General features: G+C 68.4%; 23 protein-coding genes and 2 tRNA genes. 20 read left to right on the top strand and 5 right to left on the bottom strand.

Features of this window, described 5'->3' with window-relative positions; genetic code table 11:
• Nucleotides 1–247: 247 nt before the first annotated feature.
• The 3 genes from AX709_RS14055 to rpsA form a co-directional block, all read right to left on the bottom strand.
• Nucleotides 248–332, bottom strand: a tRNA-Leu gene (locus AX709_RS14055).
• Between the two features lie 77 nt (nucleotides 333–409).
• Nucleotides 410–688 (bottom strand): integration host factor subunit beta, encoded by a 279-nt coding sequence (locus tag AX709_RS14050; RefSeq protein ID WP_082731267.1) that lies wholly within the window; start codon nucleotides 686–688, stop codon nucleotides 410–412.
• A 173-nt stretch (nucleotides 689–861) separates the two neighbouring features.
• On the bottom strand, nucleotides 862–2,574 hold the full coding sequence (gene rpsA, locus AX709_RS14045) for a 30S ribosomal protein S1 (protein WP_066481579.1): 1,713 nt from the start codon (nucleotides 2,572–2,574) through the stop codon (nucleotides 862–864).
• 346 nt (nucleotides 2,575–2,920) lie between these two features.
• Here rpsA and AX709_RS14040 point away from each other — a divergent pair, with 346 nt between their 5' ends.
• The gene (locus tag AX709_RS14040) at nucleotides 2,921–3,265 is read left to right on the top strand and encodes a PilZ domain-containing protein (RefSeq protein WP_082731264.1); all 345 of its coding nucleotides are present in this window, start codon (nucleotides 2,921–2,923) and stop codon (nucleotides 3,263–3,265) included.
• 8 nt (nucleotides 3,266–3,273) lie between these two features.
• Here AX709_RS14040 and cmk read toward each other — a convergent pair whose 3' ends face one another.
• Nucleotides 3,274–3,939, bottom strand: a complete 666-nt coding sequence (gene cmk, locus AX709_RS14035; RefSeq protein ID WP_066550282.1) for a (d)CMP kinase — start codon at nucleotides 3,937–3,939, stop codon at nucleotides 3,274–3,276.
• A gap of 41 nt (nucleotides 3,940–3,980) precedes the next feature.
• Nucleotides 3,981–5,309: a 3-phosphoshikimate 1-carboxyvinyltransferase gene (gene aroA, locus AX709_RS14030; RefSeq protein WP_066550279.1), complete on the bottom strand. Its 1,329-nt coding sequence runs from the start codon at nucleotides 5,307–5,309 to the stop codon at nucleotides 3,981–3,983.
• A gap of 103 nt (nucleotides 5,310–5,412) precedes the next feature.
• On the opposite strand from aroA, the gene AX709_RS14025 reads away from it, so the two are divergent.
• The 19 genes from AX709_RS14025 to AX709_RS13940 all read left to right on the top strand — a co-directional run bounded on the left by AX709_RS14025 (nucleotide 5,413) and on the right by AX709_RS13940 (nucleotide 20,957).
• On the top strand, nucleotides 5,413–5,733 hold the full coding sequence (locus AX709_RS14025) for a TIGR02300 family protein (protein ID WP_066550276.1): 321 nt from the start codon (nucleotides 5,413–5,415) through the stop codon (nucleotides 5,731–5,733).
• A 95-nt stretch (nucleotides 5,734–5,828) separates the two neighbouring features.
• Nucleotides 5,829–5,904, top strand: a tRNA-Ala gene (locus AX709_RS14020).
• Between the two features lie 233 nt (nucleotides 5,905–6,137).
• On the top strand, nucleotides 6,138–7,133 hold the full coding sequence (locus AX709_RS14015) for an SPFH domain-containing protein (RefSeq protein ID WP_066550273.1): 996 nt from the start codon (nucleotides 6,138–6,140) through the stop codon (nucleotides 7,131–7,133).
• 10 nt (nucleotides 7,134–7,143) lie between these two features.
• On the top strand, nucleotides 7,144–7,812 hold the full coding sequence (locus tag AX709_RS14010; protein WP_066550272.1) for a DUF4178 domain-containing protein: 669 nt from the start codon (nucleotides 7,144–7,146) through the stop codon (nucleotides 7,810–7,812).
• Nucleotides 7,805–9,109, top strand: a complete 1,305-nt coding sequence (locus AX709_RS14005) for a DUF4178 domain-containing protein (protein ID WP_066550269.1) — start codon at nucleotides 7,805–7,807, stop codon at nucleotides 9,107–9,109. Before AX709_RS14010 ends, AX709_RS14005 begins: the two co-directional genes overlap by 8 nt.
• Nucleotides 9,109–9,258: a hypothetical protein gene (locus tag AX709_RS18965; protein ID WP_197417213.1), complete on the top strand. Its 150-nt coding sequence runs from the start codon at nucleotides 9,109–9,111 to the stop codon at nucleotides 9,256–9,258. Before AX709_RS14005 ends, AX709_RS18965 begins: the two co-directional genes overlap by 1 nt.
• 11 nt (nucleotides 9,259–9,269) lie before the next feature.
• Nucleotides 9,270–9,482: a DUF350 domain-containing protein gene (locus tag AX709_RS14000; RefSeq protein WP_066481555.1), complete on the top strand. Its 213-nt coding sequence runs from the start codon at nucleotides 9,270–9,272 to the stop codon at nucleotides 9,480–9,482.
• Entirely contained in the window at nucleotides 9,475–11,007 is a 1,533-nt protein-coding gene (locus AX709_RS13995) for a polyamine aminopropyltransferase (RefSeq protein WP_066550262.1), read from the top strand. The genes AX709_RS14000 and AX709_RS13995 overlap by 8 nt, the downstream gene beginning before the upstream one ends.
• On the top strand, nucleotides 10,997–12,598 hold the full coding sequence (locus AX709_RS13990; RefSeq protein WP_066550260.1) for a flavin monoamine oxidase family protein: 1,602 nt from the start codon (nucleotides 10,997–10,999) through the stop codon (nucleotides 12,596–12,598). The genes AX709_RS13995 and AX709_RS13990 overlap by 11 nt, the downstream gene beginning before the upstream one ends.
• A complete protein-coding gene (gene speD / locus AX709_RS13985) occupies nucleotides 12,595–12,987 on the top strand; it encodes an adenosylmethionine decarboxylase (RefSeq protein WP_066550258.1) in 393 nt (130 codons plus the stop codon). The genes AX709_RS13990 and speD overlap by 4 nt, the downstream gene beginning before the upstream one ends.
• A 137-nt stretch (nucleotides 12,988–13,124) precedes the next feature.
• Nucleotides 13,125–13,715, top strand: a complete 591-nt coding sequence (locus AX709_RS13980; protein ID WP_197417214.1) for a M35 family metallo-endopeptidase — start codon at nucleotides 13,125–13,127, stop codon at nucleotides 13,713–13,715.
• 41 nt (nucleotides 13,716–13,756) lie between these two features.
• Nucleotides 13,757–14,434 carry an HAD family hydrolase gene (locus tag AX709_RS13975; protein ID WP_066481541.1) on the top strand — a complete coding sequence of 226 codons (678 nt, stop codon included), beginning with the start codon at nucleotides 13,757–13,759 and terminating at the stop codon, nucleotides 14,432–14,434.
• Nucleotides 14,434–15,150, top strand: coding sequence for a phosphocholine cytidylyltransferase family protein (locus AX709_RS13970; RefSeq protein ID WP_066481539.1), 717 nt, complete (start codon nucleotides 14,434–14,436; stop codon nucleotides 15,148–15,150). The genes AX709_RS13975 and AX709_RS13970 overlap by 1 nt, the downstream gene beginning before the upstream one ends.
• Nucleotides 15,137–16,279 (top strand): CDP-glycerol glycerophosphotransferase family protein, encoded by a 1,143-nt coding sequence (locus AX709_RS13965; protein WP_066550256.1) that lies wholly within the window; start codon nucleotides 15,137–15,139, stop codon nucleotides 16,277–16,279. Before AX709_RS13970 ends, AX709_RS13965 begins: the two co-directional genes overlap by 14 nt.
• A 47-nt stretch (nucleotides 16,280–16,326) precedes the next feature.
• The gene (locus AX709_RS13960; protein ID WP_066550253.1) at nucleotides 16,327–17,454 is read left to right on the top strand and encodes a CDP-alcohol phosphatidyltransferase family protein; all 1,128 of its coding nucleotides are present in this window, start codon (nucleotides 16,327–16,329) and stop codon (nucleotides 17,452–17,454) included.
• A 42-nt stretch (nucleotides 17,455–17,496) separates the two neighbouring features.
• Entirely contained in the window at nucleotides 17,497–17,988 is a 492-nt protein-coding gene (locus AX709_RS13955; protein WP_156454281.1) for a DUF2141 domain-containing protein, read from the top strand.
• Nucleotides 17,989–18,235: 247 nt separating this feature from the next.
• Nucleotides 18,236–19,276 carry a diacylglycerol/lipid kinase family protein gene (locus AX709_RS13950; RefSeq protein ID WP_231727530.1) on the top strand — a complete coding sequence of 347 codons (1,041 nt, stop codon included), beginning with the start codon at nucleotides 18,236–18,238 and terminating at the stop codon, nucleotides 19,274–19,276.
• Nucleotides 19,273–20,190: a hypothetical protein gene (locus AX709_RS13945; protein WP_066550243.1), complete on the top strand. Its 918-nt coding sequence runs from the start codon at nucleotides 19,273–19,275 to the stop codon at nucleotides 20,188–20,190. Before AX709_RS13950 ends, AX709_RS13945 begins: the two co-directional genes overlap by 4 nt.
• Nucleotides 20,187–20,957, top strand: a complete 771-nt coding sequence (locus AX709_RS13940) for an NTP transferase domain-containing protein (RefSeq protein ID WP_066550241.1) — start codon at nucleotides 20,187–20,189, stop codon at nucleotides 20,955–20,957. Before AX709_RS13945 ends, AX709_RS13940 begins: the two co-directional genes overlap by 4 nt.
• Nucleotides 20,958–21,000: the final 43 nt, after the last annotated feature.

Here is a 21,000-nt window from a genome sequence, read left to right as displayed (position 1 = left end):
GCGAGGCTTGACCGGAGCGACTGAGCGACCTTGGCCCCGGATTTGCCGTCGCCCCGGGTCTGATCCGGGGTCACGTTTCTTCTCGCGCCGGATCAGGCAGCGAAACCCGGCACAAAGCCGGGGTGACGGGGGCAGGCTGGCTGTGTTTTGCGCCGGTATCCATGCCGGTCAGTCGCTCGGGGTGCGCGTTCGATGATTTGCCATCATCCGCTGTGCCTGCCGCGCCGCGACAGCTCGATCAGGCGACTGGTGCGGACGGCGGGACTTGAACCCGCACTGGTTGCCCAAGCGGATTTTAAGTCCGCTGCGTCTACCGATTTCGCCACGTCCGCGTGCCGCGCGCGCTGCGATGCCATAGCGGGCGGCGTTGCGCGAGCGAGTTTCGCGGTCACGCGGAACGGTCGGCACCTCACATGTTGAGGCGCAGGCGCATTTCCTTGCCGGGCTTGAAATAGGGGACGCGCTTGGCGTCGACCGACACCGTCTCACCGGTGCGCGGATTGCGGCCGACCCGCGCATCGCGCGCGCGGGTGGAGAACGCACCGAAGCCGCGCAGTTCGACGCGCCCTTCGGCGGTCAGCCGGCTGGTGATTTCATCGAAAAAGATCGTGACGACCTGCTCGACCTCACGCAACGACAATTCAGGATTGTCGTTGGCGAGCATCTGAACGAGTTCCGAACGGATCATGTTATGCCCCACGGCCATGCGGTGAAAAAATGTACGCGAAAACAACATCGCCGTCATTCTTCTCGGGCTGTCGCATGATAAGCTGGTTTCTTGATCTGAATCAAGCTGGCTTTCGGGGCAGGTGACCAAAATCGAGGCGCGGCGGGACCCGAAGGCCCCGCCGCGGTCTCGAATCAACGCTGTTCGTTGCGCGCCTTCAGGGCCTCGCCCAGAATGTCGCCGAGCGACGCGCCCGAGTCGGACGAACCGTACTGGGCGACCGCCTGCTTCTCTTCGGCGATCTGCATCGCCTTGATCGAGAAGGTCGGCTTCTTCGAGCGATCGACCCCGGTGACCATCGCGTCGAACTTCTGGCCGACCTGGAAGCGCTCGGGGCGCTGCTCGTCGCGGTCGCGCCCAAGGTCGGTGCGCTTGATGAAGCCGGTCGCGCCGTCTTCGCCCGCCTGAACCTCAAGCCCGGCGTCGCGGACTTCGAGTACGGTGACGGTGACGATGGCGTTCTTGTTGAGCCGCTCGCCGGTCGCTGCCGCGCCGCCGACCGACGGACCGCCGCGCTCGAGCTGCTTCATGCCAAGCGAGATGCGCTCCTTGTCGGGCTCGATCGCCAGCACGACCGCCTGGACGGTCTCGCCCTTGCGATGCAGGTTGAGCGCGTCCTCGCCCGAAATGCCCCAGGCGATGTCCGACATGTGCACCATGCCGTCGACGTCGCCGTCCAGGCCGATGAACAGGCCGAATTCGGTCGCGTTCTTGACTTCGCCCTCGACGGTCGAACCGACCGGATGCTCCTCCGCGAACTTTTCCCACGGATTCGCCTGAGCCTGCTTGAGGCCCAGCGAGATGCGGCGCTTGTCCTCGTCGACCTCGAGCACGACGACATCGACTTCCTGGCTGGTCGACACGATCTTGCCGGGATGGACGTTCTTCTTGGTCCAGCTCATTTCGCTGACATGGACCAGGCCCTCGATGCCGGCCTCCAGCTCGACGAACGCACCATATTCGGTGATGTTGGTGACGCGGCCCGACAGCTTGGCGCCGACCGGATACTTGGCGATCGCGCCGTCCCAGGGATCGCTTTCCAGCTGCTTCATGCCCAGCGAGATGCGCTGGGTGTCGCGGTTGATGCGGATGATCTGGACGCGGACGGTCTGGCCGATTTCCAGGGCCTCGGAGGGGTGGTTGACGCGCTTGTAGGACAGGTCGGTGACGTGCAGCAGGCCGTCGATGCCACCCAGGTCGACGAACGCGCCGTAATCGGTGATGTTCTTGACCACGCCGTCGATCACCTGGCCTTCGGTCAGGCTGAGGATCAGGCCCGAACGCTGCTCGGCGCGAGTTTCCTCGAGCACCGCGCGACGCGAGACGACGATGTTGCCGCGCTTGCGATCCATCTTCAGGATCTGGAAGGGCTGCGGAATGTCCATCAGCGGGGTGACGTCGCGCACGGGGCGGATGTCGACCTGGCTGCCGGGCAGGAAGGCGACGGCGCCGTTCAGGTCGACGGTGAAGCCGCCCTTGACGCGGCCGAAGATGACGCCCTCGACGCGGGCGGTCTTGGCGAATTCGGTTTCCAGCTTGTCCCACGCGGCTTCGCGGCGGGCGCGGTCGCGGCTCAGCATCGCTTCGCCGTTCGCATTCTCGACGCGGTCGACATAGACCTCGACTTCGTCGCCGACCTTCAGTTCGGCCTTCTGGCCGGGCGCGGCGAATTCGCGCAGCGGCACGCGGCCTTCGGACTTCAGCCCGACGTCGATGACCGCCAGGTCGTTTTCGATGCCGGTGACGGTGCCGATGACGACGCGGCCTTCAAAGCTGTCGGCGGTGCCGAGCGTCTGTTCGAGAAGTGCTGCGAAATCATCGCGGCTGGGATTTGCCGAAGTGGCCATAGAGCGTGAGATCCTGTTCGTTCGTTTCCGGCCGGCCGGTTGTCTCCGGCGGTCTTGGTGGCCGATTTGCCCCACCGGCCCCATGCCGATACGGCATCCGCGCGACCGGGCGTGCCGAAGGAGATTTGCGCCCGAAAAAGCGAAAAAGGGCGCGAGAGAATCATGTTCTCCGCGCCTCCCCGACCGCGAGCACCCGCTCGTCAGACGCGCGGCGCATAACGCAACCGCCGCGCAAAGGCAAGGTGATGCGGGCAACCCTCGCTGCGCGCCATCCATCCTGCCGAAACATAACGAAAATGTCACGGATGGAAACGGCCGGTTAACCCTAAGTCGCTAAGCTTCCCGCATGGCGAGCGTAGATGAGCCTAGCGAGCGGGAACCGCGTGCCTCGGTGATCCTGCGTGCCGTGACCGTGGTCGCGGGGCGCGGAATGATCGGCGATCTGCGCGTGCGCAACCTGTCCGCGCACGGTGCCTGCCTTGACCATGAGGACGCGTTGAAGCCGGGCGATCGCCTGGCGATCGACATGGGACAGGTGACCGGCCTCACCGCCACGGTGATGTGGGCCAATGCGCGCCAGGCGGGCGTCCAGTTCGATCAGCAGGTCGATATCGAACAGGCGCGCAAACCGCGCAATGCCACCCCGGCGGTCCGTACGGGATGGGTCGCCGACCTGCGTTCGCCCTACTGAACGCCGCTTCAGGACGCCGGCCGCTGCCCCGCCCCGGTGGGCGCGACGCTGGCGCCGACCCGCTTCGCCTCGACGATTGCGATGGCGCGCTGGATCGCCGCATCGATCGCGAGGAAGCTGGTGTCGAGGACGACCGCGTCCGCGGCCGCGACCAGCGGGGCGGTCGCACGGCGGCTGTCACGTTCGTCGCGCGCGCGGATGTCGGCGAGCACGCGGTCCAGACTGACGCTCGATCCCATGGCACGCAGGTCGCCCAGGCGACGCTGGGCGCGGATCATCGGCGTCGCCCGCACGAACAGCTTGGCGTCGGCATCCGGCGCGATCACCGTTCCGATGTCGCGCCCGTCGAGCACCGCGCCGCCCGGTTGCGCGGCAAACCGCCGCTGGCGCTGGAGCAGCGCCGAGCGCACCAGCGGATGCGCCGACACGATCGAGGCCGCGCGTCCGACCTCCTCACCGCGCAGCGCCGGGTCGTCGAACAGCCGATCGTCGAAATCGCAGGCGGCGACCGCGTCGGCCTCCTTCTCCGGGTCGAGCTCCTCACGCAGAACGGTGGCCGCGACCGCGCGATACAGCAGCCCGGTGTCGAGATGCGGCAAGCCATAGTGCCGCGCGAGCGCGCGGGCGATCGTCCCCTTGCCCGACGCAGCCGGGCCATCGACGGCGATGATCATGCGACGATAGGTCCGGTTGTCATGTCGACGGCAGCGAACACTCAACCGGCCAGCAGGTCAAGCGTGTCGAAAAACGCCGGATAGCTGGTGGCGACGGGTGCCACGTCATCGATCGTCAGCGGCGCGCGGCACGCCAGCCCCGCGACCGTCATCGCCATCGCGATGCGATGATCCAGTTTCGATTCGATCGTGCCGCCCCCGGGCAGCGGATCGCCACCCGTGCCGGTGATCGCCAGTCCATCGGGAAACTCCTCGATTCGCGCGCCCGCCGCGGTCAGCGCCGTCGCCATGGCGGCAATGCGATCCGATTCCTTGACGCGCAGCTCCTCCGCCCCGCGCGCGACCGTCCGCCCCGCGGCAAGGGCGGCGGCGACGAACAGCACCGGATATTCGTCGATCATGCTGGGGGCGAGTTCAGGCGGCACGTCGATCGCGCGCAGCGGCGCATGGCGGACGCGCAGGTCCGCGACCGGCTCGCCACCGACGACCCGCGCGTCCTGCGCGTCGATCGACGCCCCCATCGCCCGGAGCGCGGTCACGATGCCGGTGCGCGTCGCGTTCATGCCGACATTGCCGATGACGATGTCGGACCCGGGCACGATCGAGCCCGCGACCAGCCAGAATGCCGCCGAGGACGGATCGCCCGGCACGGTGATCGTCTGGGGGGCCAGTTCGGCCTCGCCGGTGATCGAGATGATGCGGCCCGCCGGACCGGGCTCGATCGTCACCTGCGCGCCGAAGCCGGCGAGCATCCGCTCGCTATGGTCGCGCGTCGCCACCGGCTCGATCACGCGCGTGATGCCCGGCGTGTTGAGCCCGGCAAGCAGCACCGCCGACTTGACCTGGGCGGAGGCGACGGGCAGCAGGTATTCGATCGGCACCGCGGGACAGATGCCCCGCACCATCAGCGGCAGCCGGCCGCCCGGCGATGCGGCGATGTCGGCGCCCATTCGGGTCAGCGGATCGATGACGCGTGCCATCGGCCGCGCCGACAGCGATGCGTCGCCGATAAAGGTCGCGGTGATCGGGTGCGCGGCTACCAGCCCCATCAGCAGCCGGGTCGACGTTCCCGAATTGCCCATGTCGAGCGCACCGGCCGGCTGGAGCAGCCCGCCGACACCGACGCCATCGACCACCCATTCGCCGTCGTCGCGGCGTTCGATCCGCGCGCCCATCGCGCGCAGCGCCGCGGCGGTCGCGAGCACGTCCTCGCCCTCCAGCAGGCCGCGGATGCGACTGGTGCCCACCGCGAGCGCGGAAAACATCAGGGCACGGTGGCTGATCGACTTGTCGCCCGGCACGTGGAACGCGCCCTTCAGCGCGCCGCGCGCGGCGATCGTCATCGGGCGGGAATGGGGGGAAGCGGACATGGGCAGCGGGCTTTTGACAGCGGCGTTGCGCTATGGCAAGGCGCGCCCCACTTTGCGGGGCCCGCCCTGCGATCATCGCATTCTTGAAAGGTAGAGGCGACACATGGTGAAGCCGGAATGGGGCACGAAGCGCACGTGCCCGAAATGTGCGACGCGTTTCTATGATCTGACGAAGGACGATCTGGTCACCTGCATCAATTGCGGCTACGCCTGGGAACCCGAGCCGATCCTGAAGTCGAAGCAGCCGCTGCCCTATGAAGCGGCGAAGAACCCGGCCGCGGTCGCGAAGACCGAGGATACGGACCTGGGTGACGACGAACTGGACATCGAGGCCGACGACGACACGCCCGCAGACGACGATGTCGACCTGGGCGGTGACGACGATCTGGGGGTCGAGGCACCCGAGGACGACGACGAAAGCTGATCGGGACTGAATTGCAGGCGTCAGCAGGCGCTTGCCAAAACCGCGTCGCTCGATTAGTGGGCGACGCCTTCCCGGGCTGCACCAGCCGGGACGATGGGGCCGTAGCTCAGCTGGGAGAGCGTCGCAATGGCATTGCGAAGGTCAGGGGTTCGATCCCCCTCGGCTCCACCATTCCACCGACAAGCACGCTGAACGCCTGTTCCTGCCGGCAGGCGTTTTCAACGCCGCCTTTGGGCACCGGACGCGCGCCGGGGTGGCCGCGCACGGATCATCGCGGCGTCGACAACCCGACGACATACCGTACAGCCGGGGTGCCCGCCGAAATCGCGCCATGCGGCGCGCTTTCGACTTTGAACGGCGTGACGATGCCGCTACCCTGCATACTCCGATCCGGGAGGGGTGTGATGGGTATTTTCGATTTCCTGTCGAAGCAGTTTGTCGACGTCATCGACTGGGTCGAGGAGCCCGGCGTCCTGGCGATCCGCTATCCGATGCAGGATCGCGAGATCCAGAATGGCGGCCAGCTGACGGTGCGCGAGGGGCAGGTCGCGTTTTTCTATAACGAGGGGCAGATCGCCGATGCGTTCGGGCCGGGCCAGCACACGCTGGAAACCGCCAACCTGCCGCTGCTCACCGCCCTGCTCAACTGGGACAAGGGCTTCAAATCGCCGTTCAAGGCCGATGTGCTGTTCTTTACCCAGAAGGAGCAGACCGGGCTGAAATGGGGCACCGCCCAGCCGGTGACGGTGCGCGACAAGGAATTCGGCCCGCTGCGCATCCGCGCGTTCGGCGGCTATTCGTTCCGGATCGAGGACGTGCCGACCTTTCAGGCCAAGCTGATGGGCACGCTGGCGCAGGTCCGCGTCGAGGACATCGAGGATCAACTGCGCTCGGCGATCTCGACCCAGCTCGCCAGCGCGCTCGGCCAGTCGGAATTCGCCTTCGTCGACATGGCGGCGGACCAGGCGGCGATGTCGGCGCGGCTGCGCGATCTCGTCCAGCCCGCGTTCGCGCAATGGGGTCTGTCGTGCCAGACCTTCTTCGTCGAAAGCCTGTCGCTGCCCGAGGAAGTGCAGAAATATCTCGACAAGGCGTCGTCGATGCGGGTGGTCGGCGATCTCGACCGCTTCGTGAAGTTCCAGTCGGCCGATGCGATCGGCACGGCGGCGGCGCAGGAAGGCGGCATCGCCGGGCTGGGCGTCGGCGCGGGTGCCGGCATGGCGCTGGGCCAGGCGATGGCGGGCGCGCTGGGCGGCGGCGCGGCGACCGGCGCGGGCGGATCGGCCAGCGACGACCCCTATGCCCAGATCGAAAAGCTCCACCGGTTGATGACCGCGGGCGCGATCACCCAGGCGGAGTTCGACACGAAGAAGGCCGAGCTGCTGGGCCGCATCCGCTGATCCTGCCGCAGTGCTGACGATCGATTGCCCCAATTGCGGCGCGCCGGTGACCTTTCGGTCGGCGGCCTTGCCGTCGCGGGTATGCGACAATTGCAAGTCGATGCTGGTGCGCAGCGACGACGGCGTGGCGATCGCGGGCGTGCAGGCCGCGTTGCCCTTCGACGTCAGCCCGATCCGGATCGGCACCGCCGGCCGGTTCGAAGGCCGGTCCTTCGACGTGATCGGCCGGGTGCGCTGGGCGTGGAGCGACGGTTCGTGGAACGAGTGGTTGTGCCTGTTCGGCGACGGTCGCACCGGATGGCTGGGCGAAGCGATGGGCGATTTCATGATGACCTTCGAGCGCCCGGTCGGTGACCTGCGCTCGCCCATGCTGCGCAGCATCGTTTCAGGAGCGGCGCCAATCGTCGGCGGGTCAGCCGAGATCGATGGCGAGGAAATGACGATCGCCGACGTGCGCGACGTGCAGTGCATCGCCGCCGAAGGCGAGCTGCCGTTCCGCGCGCCGCCGGGCTGGCGCATCCTGTCGATCGACCTCAAATCCGCCACAGGGCGGCTCGTCACGCTCCAGCGCGATGGCGACACGACCTCCTTCTATGACGGGCGCTATGTGACGCTGGCCGAACTGTCGCCACGCAACCTGCGCGCCATTCAGGGCTGGACAATGCCGCGCTATGACTGACGCGTCGGCCCCCGCCGCCACCGCGCTGACCTGTCCCTCCTGCGGCGGCACCGTCACCTTGCGCGCGGCAGGCTATACCGTGACGGTTGCCTGCCAATATTGCGGCAGCATCCTCGATGTGTCGCAGCCGCAGGTGAAGCTCGTCACCGAGTGGAAGCGCGCCAGCGATCGCCTGCGCATCCCGATCGGCACGCGCGGCACGCTGCGCGGCGTCGAGTGGGAAATGATCGGCTATATGCGGCGCAGCGAGCGCGGCGCCTATCCGTGGGAAGAATATCTGCTGTTCAACCCGTATCACGGCTATCGCTGGCTGATCTACAATCGCGGCGGCTGGAGCCTGGGGCGCCAGCTGAACGTCGCGCCGACCGGCTACCGCGCGCCCGAGATCGACGGGCGGCCGATGGAGCCGTTCTTCGCCGATGGCGAAGCGCAGGTCGACGATGTGGTCGGCGAATTCTACTGGCGAGTGAAGCGCGGCGATACGGTGCGCACCGACGACTGGGTGTCGCCCGGCTTCATGTTGTCGCGCGAGGCCGATGCCAGCGAAGTCAATTGGTCGCTGTCCGAACTGCTCGATCCCGACGAGGTGCCCGACGCGTTCGGTATCGAGCGCAGCGGCCGCATCTGGCCGCCGCTGCCGCACCAGCCGTCGCCCGTCCTACCCTGGCTCAAACAGGCATTGGTGGTCGCCGCGCTCGCAATCGGGGTGATCGTGGCGGCTGCGCTGTTTACCAGCGGCAGCAGCCGGCTGGCGGCACAGCGCGCGCCGATCGCGTCGGACGGGTCCGATCAACAAGCGGTGATCGGCCCGATCGTCCTGACCCGCGCGCGCCAGCGCGTGAACGTGCGCGCAATCGTGCCGGATCTGTCGAACGGCTGGGTCGAGCTGGACTTTGCGCTGGTCAACCGCGCCGATCAGCGCGGCTATGGGGCCAGCAAGACCGCGGAGCGTTATTCCGGCCGCGATTCCGACGGCGACTGGAGCGAAGGCTCCCGGCGCAAGTCGGCCAGCTTCGCCGCCGTTCCGGCGGGCACCTATGACCTGATCGTCGACTATCGCGCCGAACGCTGGCTGGGCGCGCAGTCGGCAGGCGACTGGCGGCTCGATTCCCAGGACCCGCAGATCGAGTTTGTCGTGAGCAGGCAGTCGGGGTCGGTCGGCAACGTCATCCTGGCACTGATCCTGATCGCAATACCCGTGCTGATCGGCGTGCTGCGTCACGCGTCGTTCGAGACCCGCCGCCGCGCCGAAAGCGACTTCGCGCCGACCGGCGATGACGATGAGGACGACGACTGATGCGCGCGGGCACTTTCATCTTCGCCCTCTGGTGCATGGCCGTGATCGGCCTGTTCATGCTCGCGACCGGCTATGCCTGGTCGCCCTTCGCCGATGGTGGCCGCGCGGGACCGCGCCCCGTCGTCTTTTCCGGTCCGACACACAAATAAGGGGAATTCACATGGTCACGACACTCCCGGTGGTGCTCAACACCGTGCTCTATGCAGTGATCGGCATCGTCGTCTTCGTGGTTGGCTTCGTCATCCTCGACGTGCTGACGCCCGGCAAATTGTGGGACGAGATCGAGAAGAAGCAGAACAGCGCCGTGGCGATCTTTGCCGGCGCGGTTGCGATCGGCCTGTCGATCATCATCGCCGCCGCCATTCATGGCTGACGCCGATCCGGCCACGGCGGTCCGGCATGTCAGCGCGCCCGCCGGTGCGCTGCTCCTGTCGGCGTTCGTGGTCGCGACCTGCGGGCTGATCTACGAACTGCTGGCCAGCACCATCGCCAGCTACCTGCTGGGGGACAGCGTCACCCAGTTTTCGACCGTCATCGGCAGCTATCTGTTCGCGATGGGCATCGGCAGCTGGTGCTCGCGCTATGTCACGCGCGGCGAGTTGCGGCTGTTCGTACGGGTCGAGCTGTTGATCGCGATGATCGGCGGCTGTTCGGCGGCGGCGCTGTTCATGCTGTTCCCGCTGACCGATCATTTCCGCATCGTGCTCTATGGCATCGTGCTGGTGATCGGTTTTCTGGTGGGGCTGGAGATCCCGCTGCTGATCCGCATCCTGCGCGACTTCGACTTTCGCGAGACGGTGTCGAGCGTGCTGACCTTCGACTATGTCGGCGCGCTCGCGGCATCGATCCTGTTCCCGCTGGTGCTGATGCCGCAGCTGGGGATGATCCGCACCGGATTCCTGTTCGGCTTCGCCAATGCGGCGGTGGCGCTCGCGCTCCTGCTATGGCTGCCGCGCGCGGCGCGGATGACGATGGAGAAAGTGACGGCGGTCGCGATCCTGGTCGCCCTCGCCGCCGGCTTCGTCGCGGCCGAGCGGCTGCAGCGCATCGGCGAAGTCGCCGGCTATGGCGAACCGGTGATCTATGCCAGGTCGAGCCGCTATCAGCGCATCGTGCTGACCCAGTCGGGCGACGATCTGCGCCTCTACCTCAACGGCAACCTGCAATTCGCCGCGCGCGACGAATATCGCTATCACGAAGCCCTCGTGCATCCCGCGCTCGGCCGGGTCGCTCATCCGCGCGAGGTACTGATCCTGGGCGGCGGCGACGGGCTGGCTGCGCGCGAAGTGTTCCGCCATCCCAGCGTCGAGCGCGTGACGCTGGTCGATCTGGACGGGGCGGTCACCGGCCTGTTCCGCAACACCGCCGCGCTCGCGCGCCTCAATCGGGGATCGCTGTCCGACCCGCGGCTGGCCATCGTCAACACCGACGCGTTCCTGTGGGCGCGCAGCGCGCGCGGGCGCTATGACGCGATCATCGTCGACCTGCCCGACCCGGTCGATTATTCGATCGGCAAGCTTTACACCCAGAGCTTCTATGCCGAGCTGCGTCGCCTGCTCGCGCCCGGCGGAATGATGGTCGTACAGAGCACGTCGCCGCTGATCGCCCCCGCCGCCTATTGGACCGTCGCCACCACGCTGGAAGCCGCCGGTTTCGCGACGCGTGGCTATCATGCCTATGTGCCAAGCTTCGGCGAATGGGGCTTTATCCTCGCCGCCGGCCGCCCCATTCCCGGGCGCGCGCAGTTTCCCGCCGGCCGCTTCCTGACCCCCGCGACCGAGCGGCTGCTGTTCGATTTTCCGCCCGACATGGCGCGGCGGCCGACGCTGGTGAACCGGCTCGACAACCAGGTGCTGGTGCGCGAGTTCGATCGCGCGTGGAGCCGTTATGAAGGTTGATCGGCGCGCGATGCTGGGGCTCGGTGGCGCGGCGATCGCCAGTGCCGGTGCCGCCGCCGCGCTGATGCCCCCGCCCCCGCCGCCCGGCGCGTTGCGTGGTGCCGATCTCGGCCGCGGTCATTTGTTGCGCCGGGGCAATTTCCCGAAGCCCAGCCGCACCGAACGGATCGGCGTCGCGATCATCGGCGGCGGCGTCGCCGGCCTGACGGCGGGCTGGACGCTCGCGGAGGCGGGCTGTGACGACTTCCGGCTGTTCGAGCTGGAGGACGCGGTCGGCGGCAACGCGCGGTCCGGGCGCAACGCCGTCACCGCCTACCCGCTCGGCGCGCATTATTTGCCGCTCGCCAACCGCGAGGCGGTGGCGTTGCGCCATTTCCTGACGCGTTCGGGGATCATCACGGGCGAGCGTGACGGCCTGCCCGTCTATGATCCCGCCCAGCTGTGCGCCGACCTTCAGGAGCGGTTGTTCTGGCGTGGCCGCTGGCAGGAAGGGCTGGTGCCGCGCATCGGGCTCGGCGATCGGGACAGCGACGATCTGGCGCGCTTCGCGGCGCGGATGACTGACTATTCCGCGATGACGGGACGCGACGGCCGCCCTGCCTTTGCGGTGCCGATCGCCTACAGCTCGGCCGATCCCGACCTGCGCGCGCTCGACCGCCTGACCTTCACCGACTGGCTGGCGGCGCAGGGCTTTGCGTCGCAGATCCTGCGCGCGCATGTCCGCTATGCGATGCGCGACGATTACGGGACCGAGCCCGATCACGTCTCCGCCTGGGCCGGCATTCACTATTTCGCCGGCCGCCGCGCCTTTGCCGCCGACGACGCCGGCGACAATGTGCTGACCTGGCCCGAGGGGAACCATCGCCTGGTCCGGGCGCTGGCCCAGCCGATCGGCGACCGCTTCACCGCCGGCGTGGTCGCGCACCGCGTCGAGCGCACGGGCCGCGGAGTCAGCGTCGATGTCTACGACCCGGCGACCGACATCACGACGCGCGTCGAGGCGGCGACGGTCATCCTTGCCGTGCCGATGTTCGTCGCCGCGCGGCTTTGCCCCGAAATCGGCGACGTCCGGCAGGCGAGCTACGCGCCGTGGCTGGTCGCCAATGTGACCGTCGACCGGCTGCCCGGCGGGGAGGGTGTGCCGATCGCCTGGGACAATGTGTCGACGACCAGCGACTCGCTCGGCTATGTCGTCGCGACGCATCAATCGCGCTCGGCGGGCGGGCCCAGCGTGCTCACCTGGTACCTGCCGCTGTCGACCCAGTCGCCCGCCAATGCCCGCCGGCTGCTGATCGAACGGCCCGCCGACGACTGGAAGCGCATCGTCCGCGACGACCTGCTGGCGATGCACCCGGACCTGGCGCCCGACATCCGCGCGATCGAGCTGTGGCGCTGGGGCCATGCGATGGTACGGCCCGTGCCGGGCTATATCTGGACGACGGCGCCGGGCTTCCGCGTCGATCCGCCGCTCTACCTCGCCCATGCCGACCTGAGCGGCGCATCGCTGTTCGAGGAGGCGCATTATCACGGCACCCGTGCCGCCGAGCAGGTGATGGCGCAGCTGGGCCATCCGCACGTGGCGCTGGCATGAGCGTTGTCGCGCCCCCGCCCTATGACGGTCGCCACGTGCTGCTCGACCTTGATGGCTGCAGCGGGCTCGACGACGCGGCGCGGATCGAGACGGCGCTGCGCGACGCCACGGCGGCCGCCGGCGCGACATTGGTCGACCTGCGGCTGCATCATTTCGGGCCCGGGCACGGCGTCACCGGCATCGCGCTGCTTGCTGAATCGCACATCTCGATCCACAGCTGGCCGGAGCATGGCCATGCGGCGGTGGACATCTTCGTCTGCGGTCACCGCTGCGATGCCGAGGCCGCCGCACGGGTCATTGCGGCCGCACTCGATGCAACGCATCTGCGCCAGCGCATCGTTGCGCGAGGTTACGGCCTCGCAACCGCGCCGCTCGACACATCCGGTTGAACGCCGGAGCGCCGCGTCGAGTGGATCCGGGCCGGCCGCGCGCGGTGATCGTGCGGTCGCGTTGACCCCGGTCCCGGCACCCACCTACGCTACCGGCCAGCGGCTCATCCGAGTCGCCAGCCGGGGGGATGGAAATCATGACGATCGTGTTCGGTGGCCTTGCGCCAAGCGACCAGACGACGGTGACGCAGGTCTGGGGCGAGTTGATGGAGACGCTGGACAAGCAGAAGAACCTGCAGCAGCACATCGATCGGTGGTTCGGCACCGCCTGCGCTGCGGCGTTTCGTACCGCCATGCCGCGGGTCCTGCGCAAGTTCCGGTCGTGCATGAACCTGTGCACGGTCACGATCACCTGTTCGCCGCTCGACGAGCGCGACATCGATACCTTCGGTGCGGCCTATCACAACAACGGTGCAGGCGGCTTTGCACCGATCATCAATTTCGACCCGGCGACGCAGCCCCAGCTGACGCTTGAGCTCGACGGGCGATGGAATATCGGGGTCGCGCTGCACAAGACGTTGACCGACCGCGACAGCGCGTTTCAGACGATCGCGCACGAACTGAGCCATTTGCTGCTCGGCACGCGCGACGAACGCTGGAATCCGCCAGCGGACAAGCCGCGCTGCTATGGCGAAACCAAATGCACCCAACTCGCAACCAACAACGACGTCCGCGCGCTGACCAATGCGGACAACTGGGGCTATTTCCTCGAAGACCTGAAGGGCTGATCGCACTGGATCACCGGCAGCGTCGCGCGTAAGGGCGCGCGATGCACCGGCTTGCCATCTATGATCTGGACCGCACGATCACGCGGATACCGACCTGGACTCCGTTCCTGATCCACACCGCGCGGGCGCGGGCGCCGTGGCGACTGGCGCTGATGCCGTTGGGCATGGTGCTGGCGGCGGGGTATCTGCTCCGCCTGATGTCGCGCGGCCGGCTTAAGGAACGGATGCACAGGCTGATGCTGGGCACCCGGCTGGCACCCGCCACGATTGACGATATCGCGCGCGACTTCGCCGGCTGGATGGTGCCGGGCCGCATCCACCCGCGCGCCGTCCAGCGCATCGAGGCGGATCGTCGCGCCGGCTATCGGATCGTGATCGCGACGGCGTCCTATCGCTTCTATGTCGAGGCGCTGGCGCGCCGGCTCGGCATTGTCGACGTCATCGGCACCGAAGCCGTGGTGGATGCAAGCGGCGCGATCCTGCCGAAAATCCTCGGTGCCAATTGTTATGGCGAGGCAAAGCTCGCCATGGTCGAGGCGTGGCTGGCCGGTGAAGGCATCGCGCGCGACGCGGCGCATATCCGCTTTTATTCCGACCATGTTTCCGATGCGCCGACGCTGGCCTGGGCGGACGAGGCCTATGCGGTCAACGCGCACCCGCCCCTCGCCGCGCTGGCGACCGCGCGGGGCTGGCCGCAGCTCGACTGGCAGGCGCGGTGATGCGCGGCATCCTGTTGAGCGCGGGCAGCGGCTCGCGACTGCTGCCGCTGACCGAACGCGTGCCCAAATGCCTGGTCGAACTGGGCGGGCGCGCGATCATCGACCTCCAGCTTGCCGCGCTCGCGCAGGCCGGGGTGCGCGAGGCGGTCGTCATCGGCGGCTATCGCCACGAGCAACTGGCCGCGCATCTTGCCGCATCGCCGCCGCCGCTGGCGGTCGAGCTGCGCCACAATCCGTTCTGGGCGGTGGCGAGCAGCATCGGCAGCGTCTGGGCCGCGCGCGACCTGGTCGACCGCCCGTTCTGCCTGATGAACGGTGACACGGTGTTCGATGCCGACGTCATCGCCGACGCGATCGCCCGCGCGGAGAGCATCGACCTGCTCGTCGAACCGATCGCCGCGCCCGAGCTGGACGACATGCTCGTCACTGCGGCCGGCGGGCGGGTGCGTGCGGTGGCCAAGACGCTGGCGCCGCAGGCCGCGACGCACCGCTCGCTGGGCGTCGTCATCGCCCCCGCGCCCGACCGGCATTATGCCGATGCGCTTGATTCAGTGATTTGCGCGCCCGGCGGCACCGGGGCCTTTCACCACGCGATCGTCGACCGGCTGGCGCGCGACGACCGGGTCGGCGCGATCGAGCGGACGGCGGGATGCTGGCAGGAAATCGACCGGCCGGAGGATATCGCGCGCTGGGACGCAGGCCATGGCTGCACCTGACGCACGGACGCGCCGCCCGATCGCGTTCCTGTTCCTGGGCGAAACGCTGCTGATCCCGCATCTGTGGCCGATCGTCGAGGCCGTGATCGCGCAGGCACCGGGCCAGCCGATCGAGCTATGGGTCGCGACCTCGGTACACGAGGCGCTGCTGGGCGAATGGCTGGCCGCGCTCGACGCGCCCGGCGTGCGGATTCGCCGTGCCCCCGGCTTTCGCCGGCTCGGCCCCGATCACGCCGATGGCCGCAATCCGCCGCTACCGCCGAAGCTGCCGCTTCTCGCGCGCCTCGCCCCGCTTCTCGCGCGGCGACCCGTGGTGGTCAGCGCCGAGCAGACCAGCCTGTGGCTGCCGACACTGCTTCCGATGCGCACGCGCTTCGTCAACCAGCTCCACGGCGCGGGGTCGATGATGAACCGCGACGATCGCCGTCGCCGCGCACCGTGGCTGACCCTGGTCGCCGCCGAGCGGGAGCGCGACGCGCTGGCCGCGCACGGCGTCGACCCGGCCCGCATCCGCGTGACCGGTTATGTCAAGGCGAGCTTTCGTCAGCGCCGCGGCGCGGGCCTCACCTTCGGCACGCGGCGACCGACGATCCTCTACACCCCGCACTGGCAGAAGCATCGATCGTCCTGGTGGCGCTGGGGAGCCCAGGCGATCGACGCGATCCTGGCGGACGGGCGCTACAACCTGATCTTCGCGCCGCACCAGCGCCTGGTCGAGAAGGTGCCCGAGCTGCACGCGCTTGCCGACCGGCTGCACGGGCGCGACGACGTCCACGTCGATCTCGGCAGCTTCGCGACGGTCGACGGCAGCTATACCGCCGCCGCCGACATCTATCTCGGCGACACGTCGAGCCAGGTCGTCGAGTTTCTGATGCAGCCACGCCCCTGCGTCTTCCTGAACGCGCTGGCCGCCGAATGGCGGGGCGACGCGAGCTATGCGATGTGGGCAGCGGGCGATGTGGTCGACGATCCCGCCGACCTGATCGCCGCGATCGACCGCGCCGGCGCGCGCCATGGGGAATATGTTGACGCGCAGCGCCGTTTCGCCGCCGAATCGCTCGGCACGCTCGACGGACAGGCCCCCCGACGCGCGGCACAGGCGGTGATGGCGGCGTTGCACGCGGGCTGACCGCCCGCCCCCTCGCTTTTTGCAGATATTTGGCTATCGGCACGCAGATGACGACAGCGCAATCCGTGGCAGCGAAGCCCGTCGCCGTGCCGGTCGGCGCCAATCCGACCCTGATCTGGGGCATGACCGCCCAGGAACGCTGGCGACGGATCGCCGTGGCACAGGGCCTGGCGGGCGATCCCGCGACGGCCGGCCGGGTGATGCTCGCCAATCTCGACTTTGCCTTCGACCCGGCATGGTCGGCGCACCTCGCCGCCCGCCCTGACACGGTGCTGACCCGCGACGGCGTGCCGGTCCTCGCGCATGTCGACGCCGGCGCAATGGCGCAGTCGGTGGAGCAGGCGATGCGCACCGGCGCAGCGCTGCCCGACGGGCTGCACCGGATCGAGGCGGAGGCCGAGCAGGGCATCCTCAACGAGGCACTGCGCAAGCGCGAGCGCCCTTTCGCCGAGCGGCTGACCCCGGCCAATGTCCCGATGATCGAGCGTGCCAGCTATGTCGGGGCGTACAAGGGCGTGACCGACCTGCTGACCAAATATCTGTGGCCCGAATGGGCGTTCGTGCTCACCCGCATCGCCGCGCGGATCGGCATGACCCCCAATCAGGTGACCGCGATCGGCAGCGTGCTGTGCATCGTCGCCACCATCGCCTTCTGGTACGGCTGGTTCTGGACGGGGCTGGCCACCGGCCTCGTCTTCATGGTGCTCGACACCGTCGACGGCAAACTCGCGCGCTGCACGATCACGTCATCGGCGCTCGGCAACGCGTGGGACCATGGGGTGGACCTGGTCCACCCGCCCTTCTGGTGGTGGGCCTGGGCGACGGGATGCGCGGCCTATGGCCGGCCGCTCGACGATGCAACCTTCTGGGCGGTGATGGCGGCGATGCTGGTCGGATATATCGCCCAGCGGCTGATCGAGGGCGCGTTCATCGTGCGTTTCGGCATGCACATCCATGTATGGCAACGATTCGACAGCCAGTTCCGGCTGGTCACCGCCCGGCGCAATCCCAATATGGTGTTGCTGCTGGCCGGACTGGCGATCGGTCGTCCCGACTGGGGGATCATCGCGGTGGCCGCGTGGACGCTGTTGTCGCTGATCGTCCACCTGGTCCGGCTGGGGCAGGCGATGGCGCGGCGCGCGCGCGGCGAGCCGGTGACAAGCTGGCTGGCATGACGCGCACACGAAAGAATGCGTGAGGGAACACGACGGATGGGCATGAACGGATCACAGGCGGGGCTGGCGGCGGCGCTGGCCGGGATCGCGATTGCAACGGCGGCGACGGGGACCCCGCCGGCCGCGGCGCAACCGCAGGGCTGCATCGGCGATCCCGGCCCCGGGCTGGCCAAGCTGACGCTTTCGGCGCGCAACGTCCGCAGCTCGAAAGGAGAAGTCGCCTTCACGCTCTATCCCGACGATCGATCGAGGTTCCTGGCAAAGGGCGCCAAGCTCGCCCGCGCCCGTGTGCCCGCGCGCGCCGGCACGACCGAGGCCTGTTTCTGGCTCAAGCCGGCGGGCTATGCCGTCGCCATCTACCACGATGAAAATGGCGACCGTAAGTTCAACCGCACCCTGTTTTCGGTCAAGGAAGGCTTCGGCTTTTCGAACAACCCGCCGACGACCATGGGCGTGCCGGCGTTCAAGTCCGCCCGCTTCGTCGTCCCCGGCAATGGCACGACGGTACAGATCAGCACGCGTTACCCCAGCTGATCTGACGCGCCCGATTCGACGGCCGGGCGATCCGGCGTCGCCATTCTAAAGGCGCATATCCAGCCCTGCATCGCAGGAAATTGTCCTTCGATCGTCATAAAAAGCGCAGGGACTAGTAATCTTTGCGTCACAATCTAAATTAGCCAGTCCGGGGGACGCCAGCTTCGGCCGAAGGCGTATTCCGACCTGTGACGCTGTAATGCCGCGATGTTACAGCGATGCTGCAAGGATAGAGTTTTTGGGCGAGGTGTTCAGTTTCCATCCCACCGATGCGCTTGCCGGATACGGGCCGCTCGTGCGCCGGTCGGTCGATGAACGGGCGACGCCCCGCCCCGGCGATATCGCGCCGCGGTCGCCTGCAGCAGGTGCCGCGCCGCGCGTCGCGTTGATCAGCAATCCCAAGAGCCATCGTAACCGCAACCGTATCCGCGACGAGCTCGCCAACCGCCCGGACCTGTTGTTCCGGGCGCCGCAGAGCCGCACCGAGCTGGCCGACACGCTGGCCGAACTCGCGGCGCAGTCGGTCGATCTGCTGATCGTCGATGGCGGCGATGGCACGATCCGCGACGTGATGAGCGCCGCCGTCGACATTTTCGGCGAACGGATGCCGCGCATCGCGCTGCTGCCGTCGGGCAAGACAAACGCGCTCGCCCTCGATCTCGGCGTGCCGCTCGACTGGGGCATCGACGCGATCATCACTGCGGCACAACGCAGCCAGTTCGTCGCGCGCACCCCGGTGGAGGTTCGTCACGCGGATCGGGATGCGCCGGTGCTGCGCGGTTTTCTGCTGGGTGCGGGCGCGTTCGTCCGCGCGACGTCGCTTGCCCAGCATACCCATCGGCTGGGGGCTTTCAACGGACTTGCCGTGGGGCTGTCGCTCATCCTGGCGATCGGCCAGACACTGCTCGGATCCGCCCGCAACCCCTGGCGGCGGGGCGAAATGATGCGCGTGCGCGCCGGCAATCGCGGCGCGCTCAGGATGCCCTTCTATCTGGTCTTCGCCTCGACGCTTCAGGCGCTGCCGCTCGGCCTCAAGCCGTTCGGGCGCGTTCGCCCGGGGTTGAAGCTGCTGACCGTCGCCGCGCCGCCGCGCTGGCTGCTTGCCGGCGTTCCGGCGCTGCTGACGGGATCGGAAGCGCAATGGCTGGACGATGCCGGCTATCGTCGCGTCGATGCGGACCGGATCGAATTGACGACCGAGGACGGCTTCATCCTCGACGGCGAGAAATATGCCGGTGGCGATATCGTGATCGGGCGGGGCGCGCCGATCTGGTTCGTGGTGCCGTGACCGGCCTGTCCGATTTCGTGCGCGACCGACTGCATGCGCCGGTCGATCCGCTGATCGGCGCGGCGGCGCGCGTCATCGCGCGGCGCATGAACGGCATGGCGGTCCTGTTCTATGGGTCGGTCCTGCGTACCGGCGACATCGACGGCGTGCTCGACTTCTATGTCCTGACCGGCGAATCGGCGGCATCGCCGGGCCTCCAGCGCCTCGGCTCGCGGCTGCTGTGGCCCGATGTCAGCTACCATGAGGTGACGCTGGGCGACCGCGTGATCCGCGCCAAGGTGGCGACGATGCCGCTCGCCATTTTCGCCCAGGCGGCGGACGGGCGGATGCTCGACACGACGATCTGGGCGCGCTTCGTCCAGCCGTCGGCATTGATCTGGTCGGTTGACACTGGCGTCGCCGACCGGGTCGCCGCAGCCGTCGCGGCGGCGGCGCGTACCGCCGCGCGCTATGCCGCGGTGCTCGGCCCGATCCACGGCACGACCCGCGATTATTGGCAGGCGCTGTTCCGCGAGACCTATCAGACCGAGCTGCGCGTCGAAAAGCCGGGGCGCGAGGACCAGATCCTCGGCTTTGCCCCCGATCATTTCGACCGGCTGCTGACGCTCGCGTGGGAAGCGGATGGCCTCCCCTATCACCGCGACGGCGCGCGGCTGGTTCCGCGCGTGCCCGAGGTCGAAGCGCGCGCCCTGGTCGAGCAATGGTATGACCGCCGTCGCGCCGGCAAGCCGCTCAACGCCGCGCGGCTGATCAAGGCCGCCTTCACCTTTGAGGGCGCCGCGCGCTATGCGCTGTGGAAAATCCAGCGGCACACCGGCATTTTCATGCCGGTCACGCCGTTTCGCGAACGTCATCCGATCCTGGCCGCGCCGGGGATCCTGTGGCGGGTCTGGCTGACCACCGCGTTCCGATGAGCTTCAACGCATTGGTGCTGGCCGGATCGCGCGGGACCGCCGATCCGGTGGCGGTCCATGCCGGTGTTTCCGACAAGGCGATGATCGAAATCGACGGCCGCACGATGCTGGCGCGCGTCGCCGATGCGCTCGGGGCGGCGGGCGCGGCGCGCATCATCGCGTCGGTGTCGAGCGATGCGGTTGCCGATCACGCCCGGTCGATCGGCATCGAGGTGCGGCGCGCGGCACCGGGGCCGAGCCGCAGCGTCGCCGAGGCACTGGATGCGATCGGCACGCCGCTGCTGGTCACGACTGCCGACCACGCCCTGCTCCGTCCCGAATGGGTCACCGATTTCCTGGCCGACGCGCCCGCCGACGCCGATGTCGCGGTCCTGCTGGCGCGGCGGGAGACGATCGACGCCGACGTGCCCGGCACGACGCGCACCTATCTGCGCTTTGCCGATGGCGACTGGTCGGGATGCAACCTGTTCCACTTCGCCAGCCCCCGCGCGGTCGCGGCGACCCGCCTGTGGCAACAGGTCGAGGCCGATCGCAAGCGCCCGTGGCGCATCGTCCGCCGGCTCGGGCCCGGATTGCTGTTCCGCTACCTGATCCGGCGGCTGACGCTTGGCGAGGCGGTCGCACATCTCGGCCGGGTGGCCGGCATCGAGGCGGCGATCGTCGCGGCGCACGCGGGCGCGGCGGCGGTGGATGTCGACAAGCCCGCCGACCTCGCGCTGGTCCGCCGGCTGATCGCGGCTCAGTCCGACCGCGCGCCCGTCGCATAGCCGCGCAGCGCCAGGCCGAGCAGCAGCGCGGCTATGCGACGGG

The sequence above is a fragment of the Sphingomonas sp. CCH15-F11 genome (assembly GCF_001557005.1).
GTDB lineage: Bacteria > Pseudomonadota > Alphaproteobacteria > Sphingomonadales > Sphingomonadaceae > Sphingomonas.
This window is presented reverse-complemented; position numbering and strand designations above follow the sequence as displayed.